Source organism: Herbaspirillum lusitanum (assembly GCF_046025995.1).
Classification (GTDB): Bacteria; Pseudomonadota; Gammaproteobacteria; order Burkholderiales; family Burkholderiaceae_D; genus Herbaspirillum; species Herbaspirillum lusitanum_A.
In genome coordinates this window covers 308,888-333,924 of the sequence record NZ_JAQQFM010000001.1, presented here as the reverse complement: position 1 = coordinate 333,924, position 25,037 = coordinate 308,888, and the positions used below count along the sequence as shown (strand labels likewise).

General features: G+C 61.5%; 21 protein-coding genes. 7 read left to right on the top strand and 14 right to left on the bottom strand.

The window, feature by feature from the left end; translation table 11 throughout:
* Nucleotides 1-167: 167 nt before the first annotated feature.
* From PQR62_RS01525 to PQR62_RS01475, 11 genes are all read right to left on the bottom strand, one after another.
* A complete protein-coding gene (locus tag PQR62_RS01525; RefSeq protein WP_408154063.1) occupies nucleotides 168-1,181 on the bottom strand; it encodes a FecR domain-containing protein in 1,014 nt (337 codons plus the stop codon).
* A gap of 13 nt (nucleotides 1,182-1,194) precedes the next feature.
* Entirely contained in the window at nucleotides 1,195-1,659 is a 465-nt protein-coding gene (locus PQR62_RS01520; RefSeq protein WP_408154061.1) for a sigma-70 family RNA polymerase sigma factor, read from the bottom strand.
* Nucleotides 1,660-1,991: 332 nt separating this feature from the next.
* Nucleotides 1,992-3,455, bottom strand: coding sequence for a ribonuclease G (gene rng / locus PQR62_RS01515; protein WP_408154059.1), 1,464 nt, complete (start codon nucleotides 3,453-3,455; stop codon nucleotides 1,992-1,994).
* Nucleotides 3,452-4,072 (bottom strand): Maf family protein, encoded by a 621-nt coding sequence (locus tag PQR62_RS01510; protein ID WP_408154057.1) that lies wholly within the window; start codon nucleotides 4,070-4,072, stop codon nucleotides 3,452-3,454. The genes rng and PQR62_RS01510 overlap by 4 nt, the downstream gene beginning before the upstream one ends.
* A gap of 71 nt (nucleotides 4,073-4,143) precedes the next feature.
* Nucleotides 4,144-4,614 (bottom strand): 23S rRNA (pseudouridine(1915)-N(3))-methyltransferase RlmH, encoded by a 471-nt coding sequence (gene rlmH, locus PQR62_RS01505; protein WP_408154055.1) that lies wholly within the window; start codon nucleotides 4,612-4,614, stop codon nucleotides 4,144-4,146.
* Nucleotides 4,615-4,625: 11 nt separating this feature from the next.
* On the bottom strand, nucleotides 4,626-5,537 hold the full coding sequence (rsfS, locus tag PQR62_RS01500) for a ribosome silencing factor (RefSeq protein WP_408154054.1): 912 nt from the start codon (nucleotides 5,535-5,537) through the stop codon (nucleotides 4,626-4,628).
* Entirely contained in the window at nucleotides 5,537-6,202 is a 666-nt protein-coding gene (locus PQR62_RS01495) for a nicotinate-nucleotide adenylyltransferase (RefSeq protein WP_408154053.1), read from the bottom strand. The genes rsfS and PQR62_RS01495 overlap by 1 nt, the downstream gene beginning before the upstream one ends.
* The gene (gene hemF / locus PQR62_RS01490) at nucleotides 6,202-7,113 is read right to left on the bottom strand and encodes an oxygen-dependent coproporphyrinogen oxidase (protein WP_408154051.1); all 912 of its coding nucleotides are present in this window, start codon (nucleotides 7,111-7,113) and stop codon (nucleotides 6,202-6,204) included. Before hemF ends, PQR62_RS01495 begins: the two co-directional genes overlap by 1 nt.
* A gap of 213 nt (nucleotides 7,114-7,326) precedes the next feature.
* Nucleotides 7,327-8,178 (bottom strand): mechanosensitive ion channel family protein, encoded by an 852-nt coding sequence (locus PQR62_RS01485; protein WP_408154049.1) that lies wholly within the window; start codon nucleotides 8,176-8,178, stop codon nucleotides 7,327-7,329.
* A 400-nt stretch (nucleotides 8,179-8,578) separates the two neighbouring features.
* Nucleotides 8,579-9,847, bottom strand: a complete 1,269-nt coding sequence (gene purD / locus PQR62_RS01480) for a phosphoribosylamine--glycine ligase (protein WP_408154047.1) — start codon at nucleotides 9,845-9,847, stop codon at nucleotides 8,579-8,581.
* A 45-nt stretch (nucleotides 9,848-9,892) separates the two neighbouring features.
* Nucleotides 9,893-10,618 (bottom strand): YebC/PmpR family DNA-binding transcriptional regulator, encoded by a 726-nt coding sequence (locus PQR62_RS01475; protein WP_408154045.1) that lies wholly within the window; start codon nucleotides 10,616-10,618, stop codon nucleotides 9,893-9,895.
* 186 nt (nucleotides 10,619-10,804) lie between these two features.
* On the opposite strand from PQR62_RS01475, the gene PQR62_RS01470 reads away from it, so the two are divergent.
* From PQR62_RS01470 to PQR62_RS01450, 5 genes are all read left to right on the top strand, one after another.
* Entirely contained in the window at nucleotides 10,805-12,445 is a 1,641-nt protein-coding gene (locus tag PQR62_RS01470) for a helicase HerA-like C-terminal domain-containing protein (protein WP_408154043.1), read from the top strand.
* 3 nt (nucleotides 12,446-12,448) lie between these two features.
* Nucleotides 12,449-15,016: a DEAD/DEAH box helicase gene (locus PQR62_RS01465; protein ID WP_408154041.1), complete on the top strand. Its 2,568-nt coding sequence runs from the start codon at nucleotides 12,449-12,451 to the stop codon at nucleotides 15,014-15,016.
* A gap of 41 nt (nucleotides 15,017-15,057) precedes the next feature.
* Nucleotides 15,058-15,975 (top strand): DMT family transporter, encoded by a 918-nt coding sequence (locus PQR62_RS01460; protein ID WP_408154039.1) that lies wholly within the window; start codon nucleotides 15,058-15,060, stop codon nucleotides 15,973-15,975.
* A gap of 77 nt (nucleotides 15,976-16,052) precedes the next feature.
* Nucleotides 16,053-17,027, top strand: coding sequence for a quinone oxidoreductase family protein (locus PQR62_RS01455; RefSeq protein WP_408154037.1), 975 nt, complete (start codon nucleotides 16,053-16,055; stop codon nucleotides 17,025-17,027).
* 69 nt (nucleotides 17,028-17,096) lie between these two features.
* Complete coding sequence (locus tag PQR62_RS01450; RefSeq protein WP_408154711.1) at nucleotides 17,097-17,264, top strand: hypothetical protein; 168 nt, start codon at nucleotides 17,097-17,099, stop codon at nucleotides 17,262-17,264.
* A gap of 114 nt (nucleotides 17,265-17,378) precedes the next feature.
* Here the strand turns inward: PQR62_RS01450 and PQR62_RS01445 are convergent, their stop codons facing one another.
* The gene (locus tag PQR62_RS01445) at nucleotides 17,379-18,044 is read right to left on the bottom strand and encodes a DUF4136 domain-containing protein (RefSeq protein WP_408154035.1); all 666 of its coding nucleotides are present in this window, start codon (nucleotides 18,042-18,044) and stop codon (nucleotides 17,379-17,381) included.
* Between the two features lie 419 nt (nucleotides 18,045-18,463).
* Between PQR62_RS01445 and pepN the strand changes: the two genes are divergently transcribed.
* Nucleotides 18,464-21,157: an aminopeptidase N gene (pepN, locus tag PQR62_RS01440; RefSeq protein WP_408154033.1), complete on the top strand. Its 2,694-nt coding sequence runs from the start codon at nucleotides 18,464-18,466 to the stop codon at nucleotides 21,155-21,157.
* Nucleotides 21,158-21,222: 65 nt separating this feature from the next.
* Entirely contained in the window at nucleotides 21,223-22,227 is a 1,005-nt protein-coding gene (locus PQR62_RS01435; protein WP_408154031.1) for a class 1 fructose-bisphosphatase, read from the top strand.
* Between the two features lie 104 nt (nucleotides 22,228-22,331).
* Here PQR62_RS01435 and PQR62_RS01430 read toward each other — a convergent pair whose 3' ends face one another.
* On the bottom strand, nucleotides 22,332-23,891 hold the full coding sequence (locus PQR62_RS01430; protein WP_408154029.1) for a sensor domain-containing diguanylate cyclase: 1,560 nt from the start codon (nucleotides 23,889-23,891) through the stop codon (nucleotides 22,332-22,334).
* A 168-nt stretch (nucleotides 23,892-24,059) separates the two neighbouring features.
* The gene (gene rarD / locus PQR62_RS01425; RefSeq protein ID WP_408154027.1) at nucleotides 24,060-24,977 is read right to left on the bottom strand and encodes an EamA family transporter RarD; all 918 of its coding nucleotides are present in this window, start codon (nucleotides 24,975-24,977) and stop codon (nucleotides 24,060-24,062) included.
* Nucleotides 24,978-25,037: the final 60 nt, after the last annotated feature.

Below are 25,037 nucleotides of genomic sequence, written 5' to 3'. Positions count from 1 at the left end.
TGACGGTAATTGTTTGAGTATTCGGGATGTGGAGTGCAGAGTGACATCCGCTATACCGTTCGAGCGTCAAAAAAGTATCAGCTGAAAGAAGATTTATTTTGCGGGCGTGGTCGGAGGCTGCGGCTGGTATGTGTCGGCATGCGTTGCTGCTGCATGCTTGCTAGAGATCAGGATGCGGCCACGGTGATCCAGTAGCGCGATACGCTGTGCAATCGGATCGGCATGGTCTCGGTCAGCAGCCGCAGGCTCAGATCGATATCGTTCAGAGGGAAGGCGCCGCTGACGCGCAGGCGCGCCACTTCCGGGTCGCAGCGCAGTATGCCGCGCCGGTAGCGCGACAGTTCGGCCAGCAGATCGGCCAGTCGCATGTCTTTGGCGACCAGCATGCCGCGTTCCCACATCAGCAGATCCGGATCTGCCGGCGTGGCAGCGGCAATGCCGTCCGGACCGAAGCGGCTTTGTTGCCTGGCTTGCAGCACCAGTTTTTGCGCCGGAGCATGGTTCTGAATTTCGACCGCGCCTTCGAAGACGCGAACCAGGCTGTCGCCGTCCAGGCGCCGCACCGAAAAACGGGTGCCCAGTGCACGCGCCAGACCTTGCGGAGTTTCCACCAGAAAGTTGCGATGCACGGTCGCCGGGTCGGGCGCCGTGGTGATCAGAATCTCGCCAGCCAGCAGACGAATGCGGCGCTCTTTGTCGTTGAACAAGACATTCACTGCGCTGTGGCTGTTCAGCACCAGCGTGGTGCCATCGGGTAATTGCACGCTGCGGCGTTCGCCGACGGTGGTGTGCAGGTCGGCCATGACTTGTTCCCAGGGCCGTTCGCGCCAGGCCAGCCAGGTCGCCGGCAGAGCCACAATCACGCTCAGGATGCCCAGCGCGCGGCGGCGACTATGGCGGTTGACACGCTGCATGGTGTTGCTCAGCACCCCTTGCGGCAGCGGTTGCATCATGCTGCGCAAGGCTTCGACCCGGGCCCAGGCCGCCACATGCTCGGGGCTGGCGGCCAGCCACTGACGCAACGCCTGATGATCGGCTTCGCTGACCTGTTCCGATTGCAGGCGCATCAGCCAATCCACCGCCTGACCGAGCGCGTGCTTGTTGATGCGGGTGGCGTTGCCGGGTTTGCCGATGTGAGCGGTGGCGGTCGCCGCATCGCCGTGCAGCAGGTCTGAACTCATGATGCGGCCCGCTTCAAATTGCCATGACGCAGGCCAGCAGCGCACGTCGGATGTGGCGCTTGACCGTGATCAGCGAAATATTGAGCTTGAGCGCAATGTCGGCGTAGTTCATGCCATCCAGCTGGGACAGCAGAAACGCCTCGCAGGCCTTGGGCGGCAGGCCGCGCAGCATGGCGTCGATTTTGTGCAGGGTTTCCAGAATCAGCAGGCGGGTTTCGGGCGAGGGCGCCTGTGGTTCCGGCAGCAAGGCCACCGTTTCCAGATAGGCGCGTTCGATATCCTGATGGCGCCAGCGGTCAATCAGCAAATCTCTGGCGATCTTGGTCAGGAAAGCGCGCTGTTCATGGTCAGGATTGGGAATGCGGCGTCCGCTCATGACGCGCACAAAGGTGTCGTGCATCAGATCCGCCGCCGTTTCGCTGTTGCCGACCTTGCCCGCCAGCCAGTGTTGCAGCCAGCCGCGATGGGTGACATACATGACGTGTACCGATCCGCTTTGCGCACATTGCTCGACCACCTGAATTCCCCCGGAATGGATGCGACACGCTGTCGCCTTTGATTATTATCATTAACTGATAATCATTCTTATTATATCTCATGATTTTTCGATATAAATGCAGGCGGGAGGGAGGAATCGGGTGCCGGGGAAGAGGGGACGCGCTCCGCGAGAGGCCGCAGGGGCGCCCGACCGGCGAAAAAAATGCCGGGACGATCATGAGCGGATGCGCCCGTGTTCGTCCCGGCATTCAATTCAGGTCTTGCCGCACCGAAAGCGCCGTTGCCGCGCCGGATGCTCGAACCTTCAATACCTCACATCAGGATGATGTCGTATTGTTCCTGCTGATAATCGCTCTGCACCTGCAGCGAGATCGGTTTCTTGATGAAGTCGCCCAGCATGGCCAGATGCTGCGATTCTTCTTCGAGGAACATGTCGACTACCACCTGCGAGGCCAGGATGCGGAATTCACGCGGGTTGAATTGCTTGGCTTCGCGCAGCACTTCGCGCAGGATTTCGTAGCAGACCGTGCGCGAGGTCTTGACCTGGCCGCGTCCACGGCAGGCCGGACAGGTCTCGCACAGGATGTGCGCCAGCGATTCGCGGGTGCGCTTGCGCGTCATTTCCACCAGGCCCAGCGCGGAGAAATTCGACACCGAAATCTTGGTGCGGTCGCGTTGCAGGGCCTTGTTCAATTCCGCCAGCACGGCGCTCTTGTGCTCGGTGTTCTCCATGTCGATGAAATCGAGAATGATGATGCCGCCCAGATTGCGCAGACGCAACTGGCGCGCGATGGCGTGCGCCGCTTCCAGATTGGTCTTGAAAATGGTGTCGTCGAAATTGCGGCCGTTGACGAAGCTGCCGGTATTGACGTCGATGGTGGTCATGGCTTCGGTCTGGTCGACGATCAGATAACCGCCCGATTTCAGATCGACGCGGCGTCCCAGCGCGCGTTCGATTTCTTCTTCCACGCCATACAGATCGAACAGCGGACGCTCGCCGCGATAGTGCATCAGCTTGGTCAGCACCGAGGGCGTATAGCGCGCGCCGAACTCCTGCAGCATGTGGAAGTTCTCGCGTGAGTCGACCTGGATGCTGGAGGTGTCGTCGCCGACGAAGTCGCGCAGCACGCGCTGGGCCAGGCTCAGATCCTGATGCAGCAGGGTCGGCGCCGGTTGCGTCTTGCCTTGCTGGATGATGGTGGCCCAGGTCTTGCGCAGATATTCGACGTCCATCTGCAGATCGGTATCGGAAGCGTCCTCGGCCATGGTGCGGATGATGAAGCCGCCTTTTTCTTCCGGCGGCAGCAGGGCTTGCACCTTGCTGCGCAGCAGTTCGCGCTCGGCTTCGTTTTCGATGCGCTGTGAAATGCCGATGTGCTTGTCCTGCGGCAGATATACCAGCATGCGGCCGGCGATCGACACCTGTGTCGACAGTCGCGCGCCCTTGGTGCCGATCGGATCCTTGATGACCTGCACGGTGATGGTCTGGCCGTCATGCAAGAGTTTCTCGATGGCGACGGCTGGCGCATTCTGGCCGTCGTGCGGCCGCGCTTCCCAGATGTCGGCGACGTGCAGGAACGCTGCGCGCTCCAGACCGATGTCGATGAAGGCCGACTGCATGCCCGGCAGTACGCGCACGACCTTGCCCAGATAAATGTTGCCGGCCAGACCGCGCGACAGGGTGCGTTCGATGTGCAGTTCCTGCACCGCGCCCTGAAGAATCAGCGCCACCCGCGTCTCCTGCGGGTTGATATTGATCAGAATGTCTTCGCTCATAAGATGCGTATGCCCGCTTTTTGTAATAGTTGAGCCGTCTCGTAGAGCGGCAGCCCCATGATACCGGAATGGCTGCCGACGATATTCTGAATGAACATCGAAGCCAGCCCCTGAATGCCATAGGCGCCAGCCTTGTCGTAGGGTTCCAGCGTATTGCAGTAGGCCTCGACGGCGGCATCGCTGAGCGCTTCGAACGTGACGTCGGATTGCTGGGTGATCTGCCAGACCTGAGCTTGCAGATCCAGCGGATCTTGCATGCCGACGGCGACGCTGGTCAGCACCTGATGCGTGCGGCCGGACAGACGGCGGATCATGTCGACCGCTTCTGCATGGTCGGCCGGTTTGCCGAGGATAAGGTGATCGATGACCACCGTGGTGTCGGCCGACAGAATCGGCCGATGCGGTAGCTGTCGCAGCAGCATGGTCTGGAATGCGCTTTGCAGCTTGTCGCGCGTGACGCGGGCGACATAGTCCAGCGCGTTCTCGCCGGCCAGCACGCTTTCGTCGACATCCGTCTCGTTGAGCAGCAGTTCGAAATCGATGCCGATCTGGCGCAGCAATTCGCGCCGGCGCGGACTCTTGGAGGCGAGGTATATCTTGTTGTCAGCCTGTTTCATGGGCTTGCTTTCGTCAGAAATCGCCGCAGCGCATCCGGTGTGGATGCGGGGCAGGGCGGTGGTTTGAGACGTCAGGCGCGGTGGTAGGGGTGATTCTGGGTAATCGACCAGGCCCGGTATAGTTGCTCTGCCAGAATGACGCGCACCATGCCGTGCGGCAGCGTCATGCTGGAGATGCGGATCAGCGTGTCGGCATTCGACTTGAAGCCGGGATCGAGACCGTCGGCGCCGCCGATGACGAAGGCGACGTCGCGTCCGTCCTGCTGCCATTGCGTGAGTTGCTGCGACAGCTGCATGGTGGTCCAGTCCTTGCCGCGCTCATCCAGCGCCACGATGCGCGCGCCTTTCGGCAGGACCGCTTCGATCTTGCCGCGTTCCTGCAACATCACGGTTTCGGCCGTGCGGCTGCCGGAACGTTCCACCGGTTTGATGTCCTTGAGCAGAATCTTCAGCTCGGGCGGCATGCGCTTGGCGTATTCCTGGAAGCCGGTCTCGATCCAGGCCGGCATCTTGTGACCGACCGCCGCGATGATCAACTGCATCGCGTCAGACGTCAGGCTTTGCTGCGAGGTGCAGCGCGCTTGGCGGCAGGTTTCTTGGCCGGGGCGGCGCTGCTCTTGGCGGGTGCGACGCGCACAGTCTTGCCGACTGCCTTGGTGGCGGCGGGTGCCTTGCTTGGTTTCTTGGCTGCCGTGCTGCTGGTGGTGGTGCCGGCAATACGCTTGGTTGCTGCAGTTGGCTTGGCTGCGGCCGTCTTGCTTGCGGTGCCGCGTGTTGCAGTCGCCGTGCCGGCGGTGCGCGTGCCAGCACTGCGCGTGCCGGTTGCCGCAGTACGGGCTGCCGGGGTGCGGGTAGTTGTGCCGGTGGCACCGGCTGCCTTGCCTGCTGCGGTAGTGCGTGTGGTACCGGCGCCGGCAGTGGTGCGGGTAGTCGACGTACGGGTGGTGCGCGTCGTCGTGGTGCCGGTAGTCGCACGCGGCTTGCGTGCCGGTTTCTTTGGCTCGTCGTCTTCCAGCGCCTGGCTGGCTTCGACTGCCATTGCCTGTTCCTTGGTACGGCGGATCCTGACAGGACCTTCCGATTCACCGGAACGCTTGGCGGCGGCGGAAGTGCCGACACGCTTGGCTGCGCCCATCTTCACTTCCTTGTCGCCCCAGATTTCTTCCAGGCGATAGTAGGCGCGGATGGCCGGCTGCATGATGTGCACGATCATGTCGCCAAGGTCGACCAGCACCCATTCGCCGGTGTCTTCGCCTTCCATGCTGATGACGTGGCCGCCATTCGATTTGACTTTGTCGCGCACCGAAGAAGCGAGCGCCTTGGTCTGGCGGTTGGAGGTGCCGGATGCGATCGCGACGCGATCGAACAGGCTGGTCAGATGGGTCGTGTCGTAGATGCGGATGTCTTGCGCTTTGACGTCTTCCAGAGCGTCAACGACCAGGGTTTGCAGTTTTTTGATGTCCATTAGTTTCGGTACAGATGTTGTTGTTCGATATAGTCTAGCACCCTCGCCGGTATCAGCGCGTCGGGTCTTGCCCCGCGCTGCAGCAAGGCGCGGATTTCAGTCGATGAAATATCGACCTCAAGACCGGGTGCAAGATATGCCCGACCATACGTGGTCGAGCGGATTTGTTCTGCGTCGCCACGGCGGCGTGTGAATTCCGCCGTGACTTCAGGAGGCACCTGCGTCGCATCCAGGCCGAAGCCCGGGCGTGACGCCGCGCATAAATGCGCGTAGTCGAACAGGCGTTGCCAGTCCTGCCAGGTGTTGAGATGCTGCAACTGGTCGGCGCCCATCAGAAATACGATGGAAATCTCCGGTCCCAGTTCCTCACGCAGCGCGCGCAGCGTGTCTATCGTATAGGTTGCGCTGGCACGACGGATTTCCTGCTCATCTATCGTGACTGCCACTTTCTGGCTGTCGAAAGCGCGTCGGACCATCTCCACGCGATCGGCCGGGGACGCCTGCAAGCCGTGCTTCTGCCACGGATTGCCGGCGGGAATCACGCGCAGCTCGTCGGGCTGCAACAGCGTGATGAAATGCTCGGCCAGTCTGACGTGGCCGATGTGCACAGGGTCGAAGCTGCCGCCGAGCACGGCGATACAGCGTTGCGCGGCGCGCGCCGGCATTACAGCCATTCCTTGTGCACCAGAAAATCGGAATACAGCCGCGCTTCCTCGCTGCCGGCTTCGGGCTGCCAGTTATAGCGCCACTTCACGACCGGCGGCATCGACATCAGAATCGATTCGGTACGACCACCGGATTGCAGCCCGAACAGCGTACCGCGGTCGAACACCAGATTGAACTCGACATAGCGACCGCGGCGATAGGCCTGAAAGTCGCGCTCGCGCTCGCCGTAATCCATATCTTTGCGACGCAGCAGAATCGGTAGATACGCTTCGATGAAATGATCGCCGACGCTGCGTTGCATCGCAAAACTCTGCTCAAACGGCAGAGCATTGAAATCATCGAAGAAAATGCCGCCGACGCCGCGCGGCTCCTGCCGATGCTTCAGATAGAAATAGTCGTCGCACCAACGCTTGAAGCGCGGATACAGATCGCTTCCGTAAGGCTGCAGTGCATCGCTGCACTGGCGATGAAAATGCACTGCGTCCTGTTCGAAGCCGTAATACGGCGTCAGATCCATGCCGCCGCCGAACCACCAGACCGGTTCTTCGTTTTCCGCCCTGGTGGAAAAGAAGCGCACGTTCATGTGCACGGTCGGCGCGTACGGATTGCGCGGATGCAGCACCAGCGACACGCCCATCGCTTCCCACTCGCGGCCGGCGATGTGCGGGCGGTTGGCCGCAGCGGAGGGCGGCAGATTCTTGCCCATGACATGCGAAAAACCGACGCCGCCGCGCTCGAAGACGTTGCCTTCTTCGATGATGCGCGAAGTCCCGCCGCCGCCTTCCGGCCGTTGCCAGGAATCGCTCAGAAACGGCTTGCCGTCGGCCTGCTCCAGCGCGGCGACGATGCGGTTTTGCAAGTCTTGCAGATAGGCTTTAACGGAGGAGGATGCGTTGGCAGAAGATGTCACGGCGCGTCAATGCAGGGCACGATAGGAAAAATACCCCGCGATTGTAACCTGCTCGGCCTGCCGCGGGGGATATGAATGCCTTTTGCCGTCCGGGACTGCACAATTTGATGCAAATGCGTGCATGTTCGGCGATCTTGAAAAGAAAAAGCCCGGCGGCGGCCGGGCTCTTCAATTTGTTGTGCGCTGATAATTCAAGTGTGCAGGCTTTTTCGGTCAGGCCTGGGGCAGCGCCTGATCCTGCTCAGGCTTGGGTTGCGCCGAAGGCACCGCCACCTGATACGTCGCCGGCGCCGGCCAGCCGGATGCCAGGCAAACTTCTGCGATGGCGCGGTTGGTGTCATTGTAGACCTGGCCGAAATTGGGCGTGGCCGCATGCAGACGTACGGCCAGCAAGGTGCCGGTGGCGTTGAACTCTTGAATCGCGACCGCCGGCGCCGGGGTTTCCAGTACGTTGGGGATGGCTTTCACGCGTTCGTTCAGACGCGCCATGGCTTCGTTGGGATCCACGCTATAGGCAATCTGGCAGCGCAGATCGACACGGCGCGTGGCATTCACGTTGAAGTTGGTGATGATGTCCGAGAACAGTTTGTTGTTGCCGATCAGCACGCGCAGGTTGTTGTCGGTGGTCATGGTGGTCATCACCAGGCCAATATCCGACACCGTACCGGTCTGACCGGCAGCAGTGATGTAATCGCCCACCTTGAACGGACGCAGCACCACCAGGAAGATGCCGGCCGCAAAGTTCGACAGCAGGCCGGACCAGGCCACGCCCAGCGCCACGCCGACGGCGCCGATCATGGCCGCGAAGGAGGTGGTCGGGATGCCGCAGACTTCCAGTATGCCCATCACCAGCAGCACCCGCAGGATTACGTGCAGCGCCGATACGGCGTAATTGATCAGCGTCGGCTCCAGCTGGCGCATGGTCAGCACCCGGCGCACCACCTTGGCGAAGGTATTGATCAGCATGCCGCCGATGAACCAGATGACAAACGCCGCCAGCAGCTTGAGTCCGAACGGGACCAGATAGAGGTTGACCAGCGTTTCCATGTTCAGCAGATGTTCCATGCGGGATTTCCTTTCCTTGCTTTTTATATTGATGCGTAGTGGTGAATGCTTGCGGTATTGACGGTATTCGCGGCACCGCAGGCAGCTTTAGTGCCGCGCGGCGGGCGGTTTTTCCGGGCCTGATTCTGTATTGGCCTGAGTGAAACAAGGCGGCCAAATCAGACCGGGCTTTGTCACTTTATCAAGCCGGCTGCCGTGCCGCCGAAGCTGCTTAGTGCGCACTCGGCCCGATTTGTTGCAAGCGAGCTGCGATTTTATGCGACGTCGGCGCCGGAAAAACACAAGCCTCGCAAAACATGAATTTTGCGAGGCTTGTCTGATTCAACGGCTAGCCAAGCCTGAAAATATTACTTCCCGGCTTGTCTATTTGCTAGGCGATGTGCATCGTTGCGGATCAAGCTCAGCGTTTCAGTGCACGCCAGCCGATGTCGCGGCGCATCTGCGAACCTTCGAAGTGGATCAGGTCGGCCGCGTCATACGCATGTTTCTGCGCCACTTTCACGCTGTCGCCCAGGCCGACCACGCACAGCACGCGGCCGCCGGAGGTGGTCAGCTTGCCGTTGTTGAGCGTAGTGCCGGCGTGGAAGGTCACGCAGTCCGGCGTTTCGGCCGGGATGTCGGTGATCAGATCGCCCTTGCGCGGGGTTTCCGGATAGTTGTACGCGGCCATCACCACGCCCAGCGCGGTGCGGCGATCCCACTCCAGCTCGACCTTGTCCAGCGTGCCGCTGACCGCGTGTTCCATCACGCCCAGCAGATCGGTCTTGAGACGCGCCATGATCGGCTGCGTTTCAGGATCGCCCATGCGGCAGTTGAATTCCAGGGTCTTCGGATTGCCTTCGTCGTCGATCATCAGACCGGCGTACAGGAAGCCGGAGAACGGAATGCCGTCCTTGGCCATGCCTTGCACCGTCGGCACGATGATCTCGCGCATCACGCGCGCATGCAGCGCGGGGGTGACGATAGGCGCCGGCGAATAAGCGCCCATGCCGCCGGTGTTCGGGCCCTGATCGTGGTCTTGCAGGCGTTTGTGATCCTGGCTGGTGGCCAGCGGCAGAATGTTCTTGCCGTCCACCATGACGATGAAGCTGGCTTCTTCGCCGGCCAGAAACTCTTCCACCACGACGCGTGCGCCGGCATCGCCCAGCTTGTTGTCGGACAGCATCATGTCGATGGCCGAATGCGCTTCTTCCAGCGACATCGCCACCACCACGCCCTTGCCGGCGGCCAGACCGTCGGCCTTGATCACGATAGGCGCGCCTTTTTGCGCGATGTAATCGTGTGCGGCCTGGACGTCGGAAAAGGTCTGGTATTCAGCCGTCGGAATCGCATGGCGCTTCATGAAGGCCTTGGCGAAATCCTTGGAGCTTTCCAGCTGTGCCGCTTCGCGTGTGGGGCCGAAAACCTTCAGGCCGCGGGCCCGGAAAATATTGACGATCCCGGCCGCCAGCGGCGCTTCCGGGCCGACCACGGTGAGCGCAATATGTTCTTGTTCAGCGAAATCGGCGAGCGCGGTCGGATCGGTGATGTCGATGTTTTGCAGACGCTCGTCGAGCGCGGTGCCGCCGTTGCCTGGCGCAACATAAACGGTCTGGATGCGCGGCGATTTGGCGATGGTCCATGCCAGGGCGTGTTCACGGCCGCCGGAGCCAACAACTAGGATTTTCATGAGTAAGGATAAGTAGTGGTTGGAGTGGAAGGTCGCTTGTGATGTTTATTCTTCGATGACGGCATTGCTGTAGATTTCCTGCACGTCGTCCAGATTTTCCAGGGCGTCGAGCAGCTTCTGCATTTTCAGGGCGTCCTCGCCGGTGAAGACGGTTTCGGTCGCCGGTTTCATGATGATCTCGGCCATTTCGGCCTTGAAGCCGGCGGCTTCCATCGCCGTCTTGACTGCCGCGAAATCGTGCGGCGGCGTCAGCACTTCAATGCCGCCTTCGTCGTCGCTCAGCACATCTTCGGCGCCGGCTTCCAGCGCTGCTTCCATCACCGCGTCTTCGCTGGTGCCGGGCGCATACAGCAACTGGCCGCAATGCTTGAACATGAAGGCCACCGAGCCTTCGCTGCCCATGTTGCCGCCGAACTTGGAGAAGGCATGACGCACTTCCGCCACCGTGCGCACGCGATTGTCGGTCATGCAATCGACGATGATGGCGGCGCCGTTGATGCCGTAGCCTTCGTAGCGAACTTCTTCATAGTTCACGCCTTCCAGCGCGCCGGTGCCGCGCTGCACCGCGCGGGTCACATTGTCTTTCGGCATGTTGGCTTCGGACGCCTTGTCCACTGCCAGGCGCAGGCGCGGATTGGTGTCGGCGTCGCCGCCGCCCATGCGTGCTGCGACCGTGATTTCCTTGATCAGCCGGGTCCAGATACGGCCCCGTTTTTCATCCTGGCGGCCTTTGCGATGCTGAATATTGGCCCATTTGCTGTGTCCAGCCATGTTGATTCTTTCGTGCTTGAATGGTCTTGCCGGAAGCTGTGGCTAGCCTGAATCTCATCGCGGAAGTGATCCGGGGCAAGTTCTGGCTGAGTTCTGGCGGAGTTCTGTCTATAATCGGGCGAGAATTTTACCATATCGTCGCCCCCGGATTGGCGGCTTCACCAGCAGCCCGACTGCTTCCAGATCATGACAAATACACTTCCGATTGCCAGAAATTCCACGCTGGAACTGGCCCTGCTGCCGCAACTGGTCAATCGCCACGGCTGCATTACCGGCGCCACCGGCACCGGCAAGACCGTCACCCTGCAGGTGCTGGCGCAGGCCTTGTCTGACATCGGCGTACCGGTCTTCATGGCCGACGTCAAGGGCGATCTGTCCGGTCTGGGCAAGGCCGGTGTCGCCGGCGACAAGACGCGCGAACGCCTCAGCCGGCTGGGAATGGACGAGCCGCACTGGGCGGCGGCGCCGGTCGCGTTCTGGGATGTGTTCGGCGAAAAGGGCCATCCGGTGCGCGCCACCATTTCCGACATGGGCCCGCTGATGCTGGCGCGCATGCTCAATCTGAACGATACCCAGCAAGGCGTGCTGCAACTGGTGTTCAAGATCGCCGACGACAATGGCCTGCTGCTGCTCGACAGCAAAGACCTGCGCGCCATGCTGCAGCACGTCGGCGAGCACTCGGCCGAGTACAAGAATGAATACGGCAATATTTCCTCGGCCAGCATCGGCGCCATCCAGCGCGGGCTGATCGGCATCGAGGAGCAGGGCGGCGACAAGTTCTTCGGCGAGCCCATGCTCAATATCGAAGACTGGATGCAGACCGACAACGGCAAGGGCGTGATCAACATCCTCGCCGCCGACAAGCTGCTCAACGCGCCGCGCCTGTATTCCACCTTCCTGCTGTGGATGCTGTCCGAACTGTTCGAGCATCTGCCCGAGGTCGGCGATCTGGATAAACCGAAGATGGTGTTCTTCTTCGATGAGGCGCATCTGCTGTTCGACGAAGCGCCCAAGCCGCTGCTGCAAAAGATCGAGCAGGTGGTGCGCCTGATCCGTTCCAAGGGCGTGGGCGTGTATTTCGTCACGCAAAATCCGCTGGATATTCCCGACACCGTGCTGGGGCAGCTCGGCAACCGCGTGCAGCATGCCTTGCGCGCCTATACGCCGCGTGATCAGAAAGCGGTGCAGGCCGCCGCCGAGACCTTCCGCGTCAATCCGCAGCTCAATACCGCGCAGGCCATTACCGAGCTGGCCGTGGGCGAGGCGCTGGTGTCCTTTCTCGACGACAAAGGCCGTCCCAACGTGGTCGAACGCGCCTTCGTGCTGACCCCGGCCTCGCAGATCGGCCCGCTCACCGAGGACGAACGCAAGGCCGTGATCGCCGGCTCGCTGGTGGCCGGCGTCTATGAAAAGGCGATAGACCGCGAATCGGCCTACGAGCGCCTGAAAGGGCGCGCCGTGGCGCAGCCTGAACCGGAGCAAAAAGCTCCCTCCGGCGCGCCGGCCACGCCCGACGGCAATGCCTGGGGCGCCTCGGCCGGCTCCGCCAGGCCGACCGGCACGGTCACGCCTGCCCGGCCGGGCGGCGGCGTCAGTCGTGCGCCGACGCCGGTGGATAACACTGCGGGCCATACCGAAAGCCCGGGCGGCCTCGGCGATCTGATCAAGGATGCGACCGGCAGCATTTTCGGCAGCGGCGGCAGCCGCAGCAGCCGCAGCGATTCGCCCTTGCAGGCCATGGTCAAGTCGGCCGCGCGCAGCATAGGCTCGCAGGTCGGCCGCGAACTGATTCGCGGCGTGCTGGGATCGCTGCTCAAAAAACGCTGAGCGATGCCGGTGTCCGGGGAAAGCTCCTCACATTCCGATCAACATGAAACCCCGGCACTTCAGGCGACTGAAGTGCCGGGGCGCTTTCGTCCGCGCCTGACGCTGCACACGCTCACGCGTGGCGACGGCGTGCTCGGACTGCGTCCCGGCGGCCTGTTCGGCCCGCGCGGCGGCAATGTCACGGTAGCGCAAATCGACTGGACCTATCAGACCGGTGACGCCAATCACGGCTTGCGCTGGGAGTGCGCCTCGCCGACCACGCTGATGGATCAGAGCGCCGCCGCCACGCAAACTCTGTACGACCCGCAAGGAAAAAGCGTGCTGATGAGGCGCGATCTGCAGGCCGAGGCCGATGCGCTGGAAGCGATTCAGGCCGCCGGTCTGCTGCCCTTGCCGCCGGATGCGCTGCAATGGCGCGCCGACGATCTGGCCACCGTGCACGAACCGCTGTGGTCGCTGCTGCTGGAAACCGGCTTCGGCGATTTCTGGGCCGATGAAGCGCCGCAATTGCAGGCGCAGGGCTGGGCCATCGTCGTGCGTCCCGGCTTTGCGCATGAAAGCGTGAGAGTGGATGCCTGGCGCCTGATCGTCAGTCCCGAATCCGGCGCCGTGCTCGGCAAGGAAGTCGCCAGCCGCCTGCGGCAAGGTCGTCAGCAAGTCATTGGTGACTTCGGTGGCTTCGATGGGCCAGGTCGCGCGGCCTGGTGGCTGCTGACCATGGGCGTGGAAATCGAAGGGCAATTTTTTGATCTGGCGCCCATGCTGGCCGATCTGCTGCGACGCGATGCGCGCTGGGTCGATCTGCAAAAGATCGCCGCCATCGACGATATATCTTTCATCTCCTTGCGGGCGCCCGGCGGCAAGCGCGTCGATGCGCTGGCAGCGCCGCTCAAGGTCATCGTCTCGGCCATGCTCGATCTGCTGAGCGATCCGCGTCGCAAGGATGGGCCGCTGCGTATTTCCGCGTGGGACGCCGGCCGGCTGGAAGATATGTGTCTGCGTCTGGGCGACAGCGAGGTCGCGCGCAGCGGCGTGCTGACGTTGGAAAACGATGCCGGCCTGCGCGCGCTGGCACAGCGTCTGCGGCTTGCCGGCGAACCGCCGGCAGTGACGCCGCCGGCCGGTCTGGGCGTGACGCTGCGGCCGTATCAATTGCACGGCGTGGCGTGGCTGCAATATCTGCGCGAGCACCAGCTCGCCGGCATTCTGGCCGACGACATGGGACTCGGCAAGACGGCACAGATGCTGGCGCATATCCTGATCGAACAGCAGTCCGGCCGCCTCGATTGTCCGGCGCTGGTGGTGCTGCCGACCTCGCTGGTATTCAACTGGCAGGCCGAAGCCAGGCGCATGACGCCGGGTTTGCGCGTGCTGGCGCTGCAAGGGCCGCAGCGTGAAGCCGACTTCGCACGCATGGCCGACTACGACATCGTGCTGACCACCTATCCGCTGGTCTGGCGCGATCTCGACGCGCTGGCGCGTCAGCCATTCCATCTGCTGATTCTGGACGAGGCGCAGACCGTCAAGAACGCCGCTGCGCGCAGTGCCAGCGCGGTGCGCCGCCTGCGTGCGCGGCATCGCATCTGCATGACCGGCACGCCCATGGAAAATCATCTGGGCGAGTTGTGGACGCAATTCAATTTTCTGATGCCGGGTTTTCTGGGGGACGCCACCAGTTTTGCGCGCATGTGGCGCAAGCCTATCGAAGAAAACGGCGAGTCCGTGCGCGCGCAGTTGCTGGCGCAACGCGTGCGGCCTTTCATCCTGCGCCGGCGCAAGGAAAACGTGGCCACCGAATTGCCTGCCAAGACCGTCGCCGTCAAGCTCCTGCGGCTGGAAGGCGGGCAGCGCGATCTGTATGAAAGCGTGCGCGTGGCGGCCGACAAGCAGGTGCGCCGGGTGCTGGAAAAACGGGGCTTCACCGGCTCGCACGTGACCATCATGGATGCCTTGCTCAAGCTGCGTCAGGTCTGCTGCGATCCGCTGTTGCTGAAGGGCGAACGGGGCCGCAAGAGTCTGCCCAAAAACATCGAACGCGCCAAGATCGCCATGCTGCGCGACATGCTGCCGTCGCTGGTGGCGGAAGGCCGGCGCGTGCTGGTGTTTTCGCAATTCACCGAAATGCTGGACCTGATCGAGACCGAGCTCGATGCGCTGCAACTCGACTGGCTGGCGCTGACCGGCAAGACACTGCCGGCACAGCGCGGCGAAGTGGTGGCGCGCTTTCAGAGCAAAGCCGTGCCGATTTTGCTGATCAGCCTCAAGGCCGGCGGCATTGGCCTCAATCTCACCGCGGCCGATACCGTGATTCTGGTCGATCCCTGGTGGAACCCGGCGGTGGAGGAACAGGCCATCGCGCGTGCGCATCGCATCGGTCAGGAGCAGGCAGTGTTCGTCTACAAACTGATCATCGAAGGCAGTATCGAAGAACGCATGCTGGAACTGCAGCAGCGCAAGTCGCTGCTGGCCGAAGGCGTGCTCGGCAGCGACGCCGAGGCCGCGCCCAAGTTCGGCCTGGCTGAACTCAATGCGCTGATCGCGCCGCTGTCGTCCATCGTTGCCGGGCATTGACTGCTCCGGCAGGCAAGTGCCGGAGCGATTACAATCACGCGATGTCTTCAGCCTCTCTTTCCCCCCAGATCTCCAAACGCCAGGCCTATTTAGGCGGTTTGCTGCTTGCCATCGTTGGCGCCATCTTCTTTTCCGGCAAGGCCATCGTCGCCAAACTGATGTATCGCTATCACGTCGATGCGGTGATGGTGCTGACGCTGCGCATGCTGTTTTCGTTTCCCATGTTCGCCGCCATCGCGGTGTGGAAGGCGCGCACTGAGCCGGCCTTGCCGCTGGCCGATTACGGCCGCATCGTGGTGCTCGGGCTGACCGGCTATTACCTGTCCAGCTTTCTCGATTTCCTCGGTCTGCAATATATCTCGGCCGGGCTGGAGCGTCTGATTCTGTTTCTGACGCCGTCCTTCGTGCTGCTGATCGCCTTCGCCTTCTTCAAGCGCAAGGTCGGCTGGATCGAGTGGAGCGCCTTGCTGGTGTCCTATTTCGGTACCGTGCTGGTGCTCATGCACGACCTCAACGGCGGCGGCAGCAATGTGGTGCTCGGCAGCCTGCTGGTGCTGGGCGCGGCGGTGTCGTATGCGATTTATCTGATTTCGTCCGGCGAATTGGTGCGCCGGGTCGGCGCGATCCGGCTGGTGGCGTATGCGATGTGCGTGTCCACCGTGGCCTGCGTGATCCAGTTCTTCATTTTGCGCACTCCGGCGGATCTGATCCAGCCGGCGGCGGTCTATCAGTTTTCGCTGTTCAACGCCGTGTTCTGCACCGTGTTGCCGGTGTTTCTGACGATGATCGCAGTGGCCCGCATCGGCGCGCCGGCGGCTGCGCAGGCTGGACTGGTCGGTCCGGTGTCGACCCTGTTTCTGGGGGCGGTGCTGCTGGACGAGCCGATCACCGGCATCCAGCTGACCGGCACGGCGCTGGTGCTGTGCGGCATCTATCTGTTGTCGCGCAAGAAAGTGTGAAGCTTTGATCAAGACATCGTGCGGCGCGATGGCTGCGCCGAGCGATTCCCGGAAATTCAATCGAGAAGGAGACAGACATGAGCATGGCAATCAGAATCAACAAAACCGGCGGCCCCGAAGTGATGGAATACGTCGAGGTCGAAGTCGGCGAGCCGGGCCCGGGCGAAGTGCGCGTGCGTCACGCCGCCGTCGGTCTGAACTTCATCGATGTCTATTTCCGGACCGGCCTGTATCCGCAACCCTTGCCCGGCGGTCTGGGGCAAGAAGCCGCCGGCACCATCGAAGCGGTGGGCAGCGGAGTGCAGGGTTTTAGCGTGGGCGACCGCGTAGCCTATGCCGGGCGGCCCAACGGCGCTTACGCCGAAGCGCGTGTGATGCCGGCCGATATTCTGGTCAAGCTGCCTGATTCGATCAGCTTCGATACCGCCGCCGCCATGATGCTGCAGGGCATGACGGTGCAATATCTGCTGCGCCAGACTTATCCGCTCAAGGGCGGCGAAACCATTCTGTTTCACGCCGCCGCCGGCGGTATCGGCCTGATCGCCGCGCAATGGGCGCGGGCGCTGGGCGTGACCATGATCGGCACGGTCAGCAGCGAAGAAAAGGCGGCGCTGGCCAAACAGCACGGCTGTGAGCACGTGATCAATTACAAGACGGAAAACTTCGTGGAACGCGTCAAGGAAATCACCGGCGGCAAGGGCGTGCCGGTGGTCTACGACTCGATCGGCAAGGACACTTTCATGGGCTCGCTGGACTGCCTGCAGCCGCGCGGCATGATGGTCAGCTTTGGCAATGCTTCGGGCGCGGCGGCGCCGTTTGCGGTGAGCGAACTGGCTTCGCGCGGTTCGCTGTTCCTCACACGCCCTTCGCTGGGCAATTACGTCTCGACCCGCGCCGATCTGGATGCCACCGCCGGCGATCTGTTCGCGATGGTGGAAAGCAAGAAGATCAGCATCGCCATCAATCAGCGTTACGCCTTGAAGGACGTCGGCCAGGCGCATGCCGATCTGGAAGCGCGCAAGACCACCGGCTCGACGATTCTGATTCCCTGAATGATTGTGACCTGAAGCGGCTGGCCGAACATCTTTCGGCCGGCCGCGATGGAAGAACAGGAGGCGACATTGAGCGACTTTCAAACGGATCCGGAACCCAATCCCATGGATCATCCCGCAGAACAGCCTGCGGGCAGCGACGGCTCGCCGCGCTTCGGTCGGCTGCTGATTGTGCTGATCCTGGCGGTGCTGCTGATCGTGGCGATTACCTTTGGCAGCGAAGCGTATTTCTCGTGAAGACACTCAAGTCCAGGCTTCGGATGTCTCAAGCCAAATAAAGCAAGTCAAATAAAACAAGCCAAACAAAAAGCCCGGAATGATCCGGGCTTTTTGGTATGCGCATTAGCTCTTTTACTGCGGCGGCAAGCGCGAAATGACTTTGCCGTTTTCTTCCACCTTGAGCTTGATATGGCGCGCCACGCCGCTCGGCCCCGGGAAATCGGCAAAGGCGCTGCGTACCATGTAAGGCATGGCGCCGGCCAGTCCGCTGCTGCGGCCTTCGCTGTCGACGATCACGTCATACAACTGCTGGCCGCTGTCTGCGCGTGCAATGCCGATCTGCAGGCGGCGGATGAAGACCGGATAACTGGTGGTTTGCTGCGGACCGTAGAAAAACGGATCGTAAAAAGGCCCGAAGGGCGCGTAATAAGGGCGTCGGTAAGGGCCGAAACGTCCCCAGGCGCCATACGGCTGGCCATAGAAAAACGGATCGACCGGTTGTGTGACCACGATGTTTTCGGTCGACATGCCGTATTGAAAGGCGACCGTCAGATCGGCCGATTTGCGTTCCTGGGTTTCCTTGAAGCCCAGCACCTGCAGCTCTTGCCGTATCAGTTGTTCGTAGTTCAGGTATTCCAGATTGTTGGTCCGCTCAGGCGGCGCGCTGAAGACGTAAGACTTGCCTTGCATGTCCTTGGGCCATGCGTGAAACGCGGTGACGTCGCTTTCGACGAAGCTGGCGCAGCCGCTCAGCATCAGCGCCGAAGACAGCACCAGCAGCTTGAACCAGCGTTTCATATTGATTTGCATTGCATGCATTGCGATTTGTCCGAAGTGAGCTCTGGCTGGGCAGCGCGGCTTATTTGCATCCGGCTTTCTGGCAAGCGGTGGGCGCTTCATTGAAAGTGTGATGAAAACTCAGTGAAGCATATGGGCGCTATTCTAATCTGCCGCGCCGGCTCGCGTTGCGCCTTTTACATGGGAAAAAAGCGGCAAAGAAGGTCGCCCGGAAGCGGATCAGGACAGGCCGCCAAACGGCCTCAGAAATCAGGCAGGGCCTTGCATTGCAGCATCGTGCAGAACGTTATTGCAGCGGGCCGGTCGATTAAACCGTGAATCATGTTTTTTTGCATGCTTCGAATCCCGTCCCGATTTGCGCCTCCAGCCCCAGTTGATTGGTAAAATCGGGTTTTGTTCCTTTTTACGGACAGCTCTCCATGCGCACAGATACGCCACCGACGATTTACCGCAAAGATTACGCCGATCCCACTTATCTGGTCGACACCGTCGAAATGGGCTTCGACCTCGAACCCTCGCTGACGCGAGTCGCGACCCGCATTTTCATGCAGCGCAACCCGGCCGGCAGCAATAACGAGATCGTGCTGTTCGGTGAAGAACTGGAACTGGTGCAATTGCGCCTGAACGGCAAAGTGCTGCGCGCCGCCGATTACAAGCTGGCCGGCGGTGTCTTGCGCATTCCCGGCGCACCGGCCAAAGTGGTGCTGGAAATCGAAACCACCACCCGGCCCGACCGCAATACCTCGCTGATGGGCCTGTATGTGTCCAACGGCAACTTTTTCACCCAGTGCGAGGCTGAAGGCTTCCGCAAGATCACCTTCTTCCCGGATCGCCCGGACGTCATGGCCAAGTACACCGTGATGCTGCGCGCCGACAAAAAGGCATTCCCGGTGCTGCTGTCCAACGGCAATCTGATCGAAGAGGGCGATCTGCCAGACGGTCGTCACTACGCCAAGTGGGAAGATCCGTTCAAGAAGCCGTCTTACCTGTTCGCGCTGGTGGCCGGCAATCTGGTCTGTCAGGAAGAAAAATACCGCCTCAAGTCAGGTCGCGAAGTGCTGCTGCAGGTCTGGGTCGAAGACGGCAATCTCGACAAGACCCAGCATGCAATGGATTCGCTGATCAACAGCATCCGCTGGGACGAAGAACGCTTCGGCCTGGAGCTCGATCTGGACCGCTTCATGATCGTCGCCGTCGGCGACTTCAACATGGGCGCGATGGAAAACAAGGGCCTCAACATCTTCAACACCAAGTTCGTGCTGGCCAATCCGCGTATCGCCACCGATATCGATTTCGCCAATATCGAGGCGGTGGTCGGGCATGAATACTTCCACAACTGGACCGGCAACCGCGTGACCTGCCGCGACTGGTTCCAGCTGTCGCTCAAGGAAGGTCTGACCGTGTTCCGCGATCAGGAATTCTCGGCCGACATGATAGGCACCGACAGCGGCCGTGCAGTCAAGCGCATCGACGACGTGCGGGTGCTGCGTCAGGCGCAGTTCCCGGAAGATGCCGGCCCGATGGCGCACCCGGTGCGTCCTGATTCCTTCGTCGAAATCAATAATTTCTATACCGTCACCGTCTATGAAAAAGGTGCCGAAGTGGTGCGCATGTACCAGACCCTGCTGGGCCGCGACGGCTTCCGCAAGGGCATGGATCTGTACTTCGAACGGCATGATGGCCAGGCCGTCACCTGCGACGATTTCCGCGCTGCGATGGCCGACGCCGGCAAGCGCGATCTGAAACAGTTCGAACGCTGGTACAGCCAGTCCGGCACGCCGCGGGTCGCAGCCGGCGTGCATTACGACGCCAAGTCCAGGACCCTGGAGCTGACGCTGGAGCAGTCCTGCCCGGCCACGCCCGGGCAGAAGAAGAAACAGCCTTTCCATATCCCTGTGGCAGTCGGTCTGCTCGACAGCAAGGGCCGCGACATGCCGCTCAGACTGGATGGCGAGAAGTCGGCCGCAGGCGACACCACACGCGTACTGGAACTGACCAAGGCCAGGCAGACCTTCCGTTTCACCGATGTCGCCGAGAAGCCGGTGCCGTCCATCCTGCGCGGTTTCTCCGCGCCGGTGGTGCTGCAATATGAATACAGCGACGCCGAACTGGCCTTCCTGATGGCGCATGACAGCGATGCTTTCAATCGCTGGGAAGCCGGCCAGCGTCTGGCCACGCGCCGCTTGCTGAAGCTGACCACGGCGGTGCAGGCGGCACGCCAGTCCGGGCACGTGGTGTCGTTTGAGACCGTGCTGGGCAATCAGGATCAGGACAGCGCCCTGAGCGATGCGCTGCGCATCACTTTGCGCGACGAAACGCTGGACGCCGCCTTCCGCGAACTGGTACTGACGCTGCCGTCGGAAACCATGATCGCCGAACAGATGGAAGTGATCGATCCGCATGCCATCCACATCGCGCGGCAATTCATGCGTCGTACGCTGGCGCGCGATTTGCGCGACGATCTGCTGGCCGCTTACAAGGCCTGCGGCACACCCGGTGAGTACAGTCCCGATGCCGACGCCAGCGGCAAGCGCGCACTCAAGAACGTGGCGCTGTCGTATCTGGTCGAGCTGGATGAGGAAGAAGTCCTGACGCTCGCGCAAAAGCAAAATGACGAGGCCAACAACATGACCGACCGCCTGGCGGCGCTCGGTGCGCTGACCAACAGCTCGGCCGCCGGCAAGGCCGCCGCGCTGGAAGGTTTTTACAGCGAGTTCGAAAAGGAAGCGCTGGTCATCGACAAGTGGTTCACCCTGCAGGCCACCGCACGCAATGCGGATGTCAACACGGTGCGCACGCTGGCTACGCATCCCGCGTTTTCGCTCAAGAATCCGAATCGTGCCCGTAGTCTGATTTTCAGTTTCTGCAACGGCAATCCTTCGGCCTTCCACGCGCTGGACGGCAACGGCTATGCATTCTGGGCCGAGCAGGTAATCGCGCTAAACGGCAGCAATCCGCAAGTAGCGGCGCGCCTGGCGCGCAGTCTGGATCGCTGGCGCAAGTACACGCCTGCGCTGCAGGAAAAAATGCGCCATGCGCTGCAACAGGTGGCGGCCTCGTCGAATCTGTCGCGCGACGTGGCGGAAGTCATCACCAAGTCCTTGTCGAACTGAGCGTCAGCAGGGACAAGGGCAACAGGTTTTTCAAGTCAAGTTAAAGAAAAGGGAAGAAGAAAATCATGAGCAAACGCGTCAGTCTGACCCAACATCTGATCGAGCAGCAGCGCCTGCACAACAAGATCCCCTCCGAATTGCGTCTGCTGATCGAGGTCGTGGGCCGCGCCTGCAAGAGCATCAGTCACGCCGTCGGCAAGGGCGCGCTGGGCGAAGTGCTGGGCAGCGCCGGCAGCGAAAACGTGCAGGGCGAAGTGCAGAAGAAGCTGGACGTGATCTCCAACGAGATCCTGCTGGAAGCCAATGAATGGGGCGGCCACCTGGCGGCGATGGCGTCGGAAGAAATGGAAACCATCCACCGCATTCCCAACCGCTATCCGCTGGGCGAATACCTGCTGATGTTCGATCCGCTGGACGGTTCCAGCAACATCGACGTCAATGTTTCCATCGGCACGATCTTCTCGGTGCTGAAGGCGCCGGAAGGCATGACCGAACCGTCGGAAAAGGATTTCATGCAGCCGGGCACCAAGCAGGTCGCCGCCGGCTATGCCGTGTACGGCCCGCAAACCGTGCTGGTGCTGACCACCGGCGATGGCGTCCACTGCTTCACGCTGGATCGCGAAATGGGTGCCTGGGTGCTGACCCAGCGCGACATCAAGATTCCGGAAGACACCAAGGAATTCGCGATCAACGCCTCCAACGCGCGTCACTGGTTCCCGCCGGTGCAGCGTTACGTCAATGAAATGCAGGCCGGTGTCACCGGTCCGCTGAAGAAGGATTTCAACATGCGCTGGATTGCCTCCATGGTGGCCGACGTGCATCGCATCCTGAACCGCGGCGGCATCTTCATGTATCCGGCCGATGCGCGTGAACCGGACAAGCCAGGCAAGCTGCGTCTGATGTATGAAGCCAATCCCATGGCCTTCATTGTCGAGCAGGCCGGCGGTGCCGCCACCAACGGCAAGCAACGCATTCTGGATATCCAGCCTGAAAAACTGCATCAGCGCGTGGCCGTGTTCCTCGGCTCCAAGAATGAAGTGGAACGCGTGACTTCGTATCACCAGGAGTAATGCCGAACGGCCGGTCTGCTGCATGACCGCGCCGGATAGTCATTGCACCATGAAAAACGGCACCTGCAAGGGTGCCGTTTTTTTTGTCCGCGCAATATGGGGGGCTAAGTGCTTCCCAGCGCTGCAGCGCAGACCCGATTGCGGCCATTGTTCTTGGCTGCGTACAGCGCCTCGTCCGCGCCCTTGAGCAGTTGCTGTGCATTGAGCTCCTGGCGCGCCAGCAACAGGCTGTTGACGCCGGCGCTGATGGTCACCACGCCGTTGGGATTGCCGGCATGCGTGATGCCCAGCGCATGAATTTCGGTGCAGATTTTTTCCGCGACCTTGACGGCGCCTTCGACATCGGTGCTCGGCAGCAGCAGCGCCAGTTCTTCCCCGCCATAGCGCGCGGCCAGATCGCCGGGGCGTTGCTCCACGCCCTTGATCACCTTGCCGATGCGGCGCAGGCATTCGTCCCCGGCCTGATGGCCGTAGATGTCGTTGTACTGCTTGAAACAATCCACATCCAGCATGACCAGCGACAAGGCGCTGGCATTGCGCGTGGCGCGGCTGAATTCTTCGTTCAGCGCCAGATCGAAATGGCGGCGGTTGGCGAGGCCGGTGAGGCCGTCCTGATGCGCCAGTTTTTCCAGAGTCTGATTCAGTTGCTGCAAGGCGTCACGCGCCTTGATGGCTTCTTTTTCGGCCAGCAGCCGCAGATTGATCTGTTTGATCAGACGGAAACCGAAGACGCAGATCAGTACCAGCAGAATCGCCACGCCGATGGCGTAGATAATGGATTCATGGCGCCAGGCGGCCAGGATCTCGTTTTCCGACAGCGCCACGATCACCACCAGCGGATATTTCTCCAGCCGGCGATAGCTGTACAGGCGCTCGACGTTGTCCAGCGTGGAGCGCTCCAGCCGTGTGCCGATCGGCGATTGCGGCAGGTAATTCCTGAAGATACGGCTGCCGCTCATGTCGTAGGCGATGAATTTATCTTCGAACGGGCGGCGCGTCAGTATCGTGCCGTCGGCCAGCGCCAGCACGATGGCGCCGCTGTCGCCGATGTCGAAGCCGTCGTAAAAACGTCTGAAGTAATTGATGTCGATGGTGGCCAGCGCGACGCCGCCGAAACTGCCATCCGGAAGATTGAGGCGGCGCGAGGCGGTGATGATCCAGTCATTGGTGGCGCGGCTGTGCACCGGCGGACCGAGGTGCATTTCCAGGTCTTCATGCGTCTGGTGATACTTGAAGTATTCGCGGTCGGCATTATTGGCCTGCGGCGGCAAGGCACCCATGGAGTTGACGATCCATTTTCCGTCGGCGTCATAGATGAAGAGACCATGCAATTGCGGCGACTTGGCCACCAGCCGCTTCAGCGCCGGCGTCATTTGCGCGATCCGTTCGGTGCCGATGCCGGCGTCGCTGACCTGATCGGCCACGCTCAGAAGAATCGCGTCGGCACCCTGTATTGCATCATTGGCATGTTGCGCCAGCGCCTTGGAGATGTTGCCGGTGGTTACTTCGGCGTCGCGCAGATCGCTCTTGCGGGCGTTCCAGCTGATCCAGCCGTCGATGCCGATGATGATCACGCAAACCAGAATCACGAAAATCTTGGCGAGAGCGGAGACCGAATAGGTCTTGTCGTTCCAGTTGTCCGGCAGTTCTTGTTGTTGGCTCATGGTGGACGGTCAGAGATATCTGCAACCTGCCATCCTGCATGCGGCCTGGCGTGTTGCGCTGGTGATAGTGCATCGGAGCTGCTCACTGAAATGCGATCCCGGGTGATGGCGGCTACGCGGACTCGCTGGTGCGCAGGAAAGTATAAGCGATACGGCTTCCCGGCCGGCTTATTTGCGCGTGGCCGCGTCTCTGGCTTGCAGCCTGCGCATCAGGCGGGCGCTGTGCAGGGCAGTAAAACCGACCGACAGCCAGATCGGCACATAGGTGCCGAGCTGCTGCAGGCTCAGGCTTTCACCCAGCACCAGCACCGCCACGGCGACCAGCAGCACCGGCTCGACATAGCCGAGTATCCCGAACAGGCTCATCGGCAGCAGCTTGCCGGCACGCAGAAAGCAGGCCAGGGCGGCAGTGCTTAGCAGTCCCAGCACCGGCAGCAGCAGATACATGGAGGGCTGTGTCAGCGTGGCTTGCAGCGTACCGGTGCTGAACAGCGCCAGCAGCGCCAGCGGCGCCATGACCAGCATCTCCATCGTGAACATGACCAGCGAGTCGTAGTGCAGACGGCGGCGCAGCACGAAATAGGGCGGATAGCCGAGCGCCACGATCAGCGCCGGCCATGACAGGCTGCGTGTCATCCAGATCTCATGCAACACGCCGGCGACGGCACAGGCGACCGCCAGTTGTTGCAGGCGGCCCAGCCGCTCGCCGTAGTAGAAGCGACCCAGCATGACCATGCTCAGCGGCAGCAGAAAATAGCCCAGCGACACTTCCAGTGCGCGGTCGTGCAGCGGCGCCCACAAGAATAGCCAGAATTGCAGCCCCAGCAGGGACGTCATGCCGACGAACAGCAAGGCCTGCAGCGGCGCCCGCAGCAATTCGCCTATCGCCAGGCGCAGCGCCGGCAATTGACCGCGCCGGGATAGCACCAGCATCACCATCGGCAGCGTCCACAGCACGCGCCAGGCAAAAATATCCAGGCTGGTCAACGGCGGCGCCAGCCAGCGCGTATAGCCGGACATCAGAGCGAACAGGGCAGATGCTACGACCGACAACAAAATGCCGCGTGCTGTTTCGTGAGGATTCATCAAGAGTGAGGCAGAAGGAAACGCCGGCTGTGCAGGCGCAGGCGTAATCGATGCGCGATG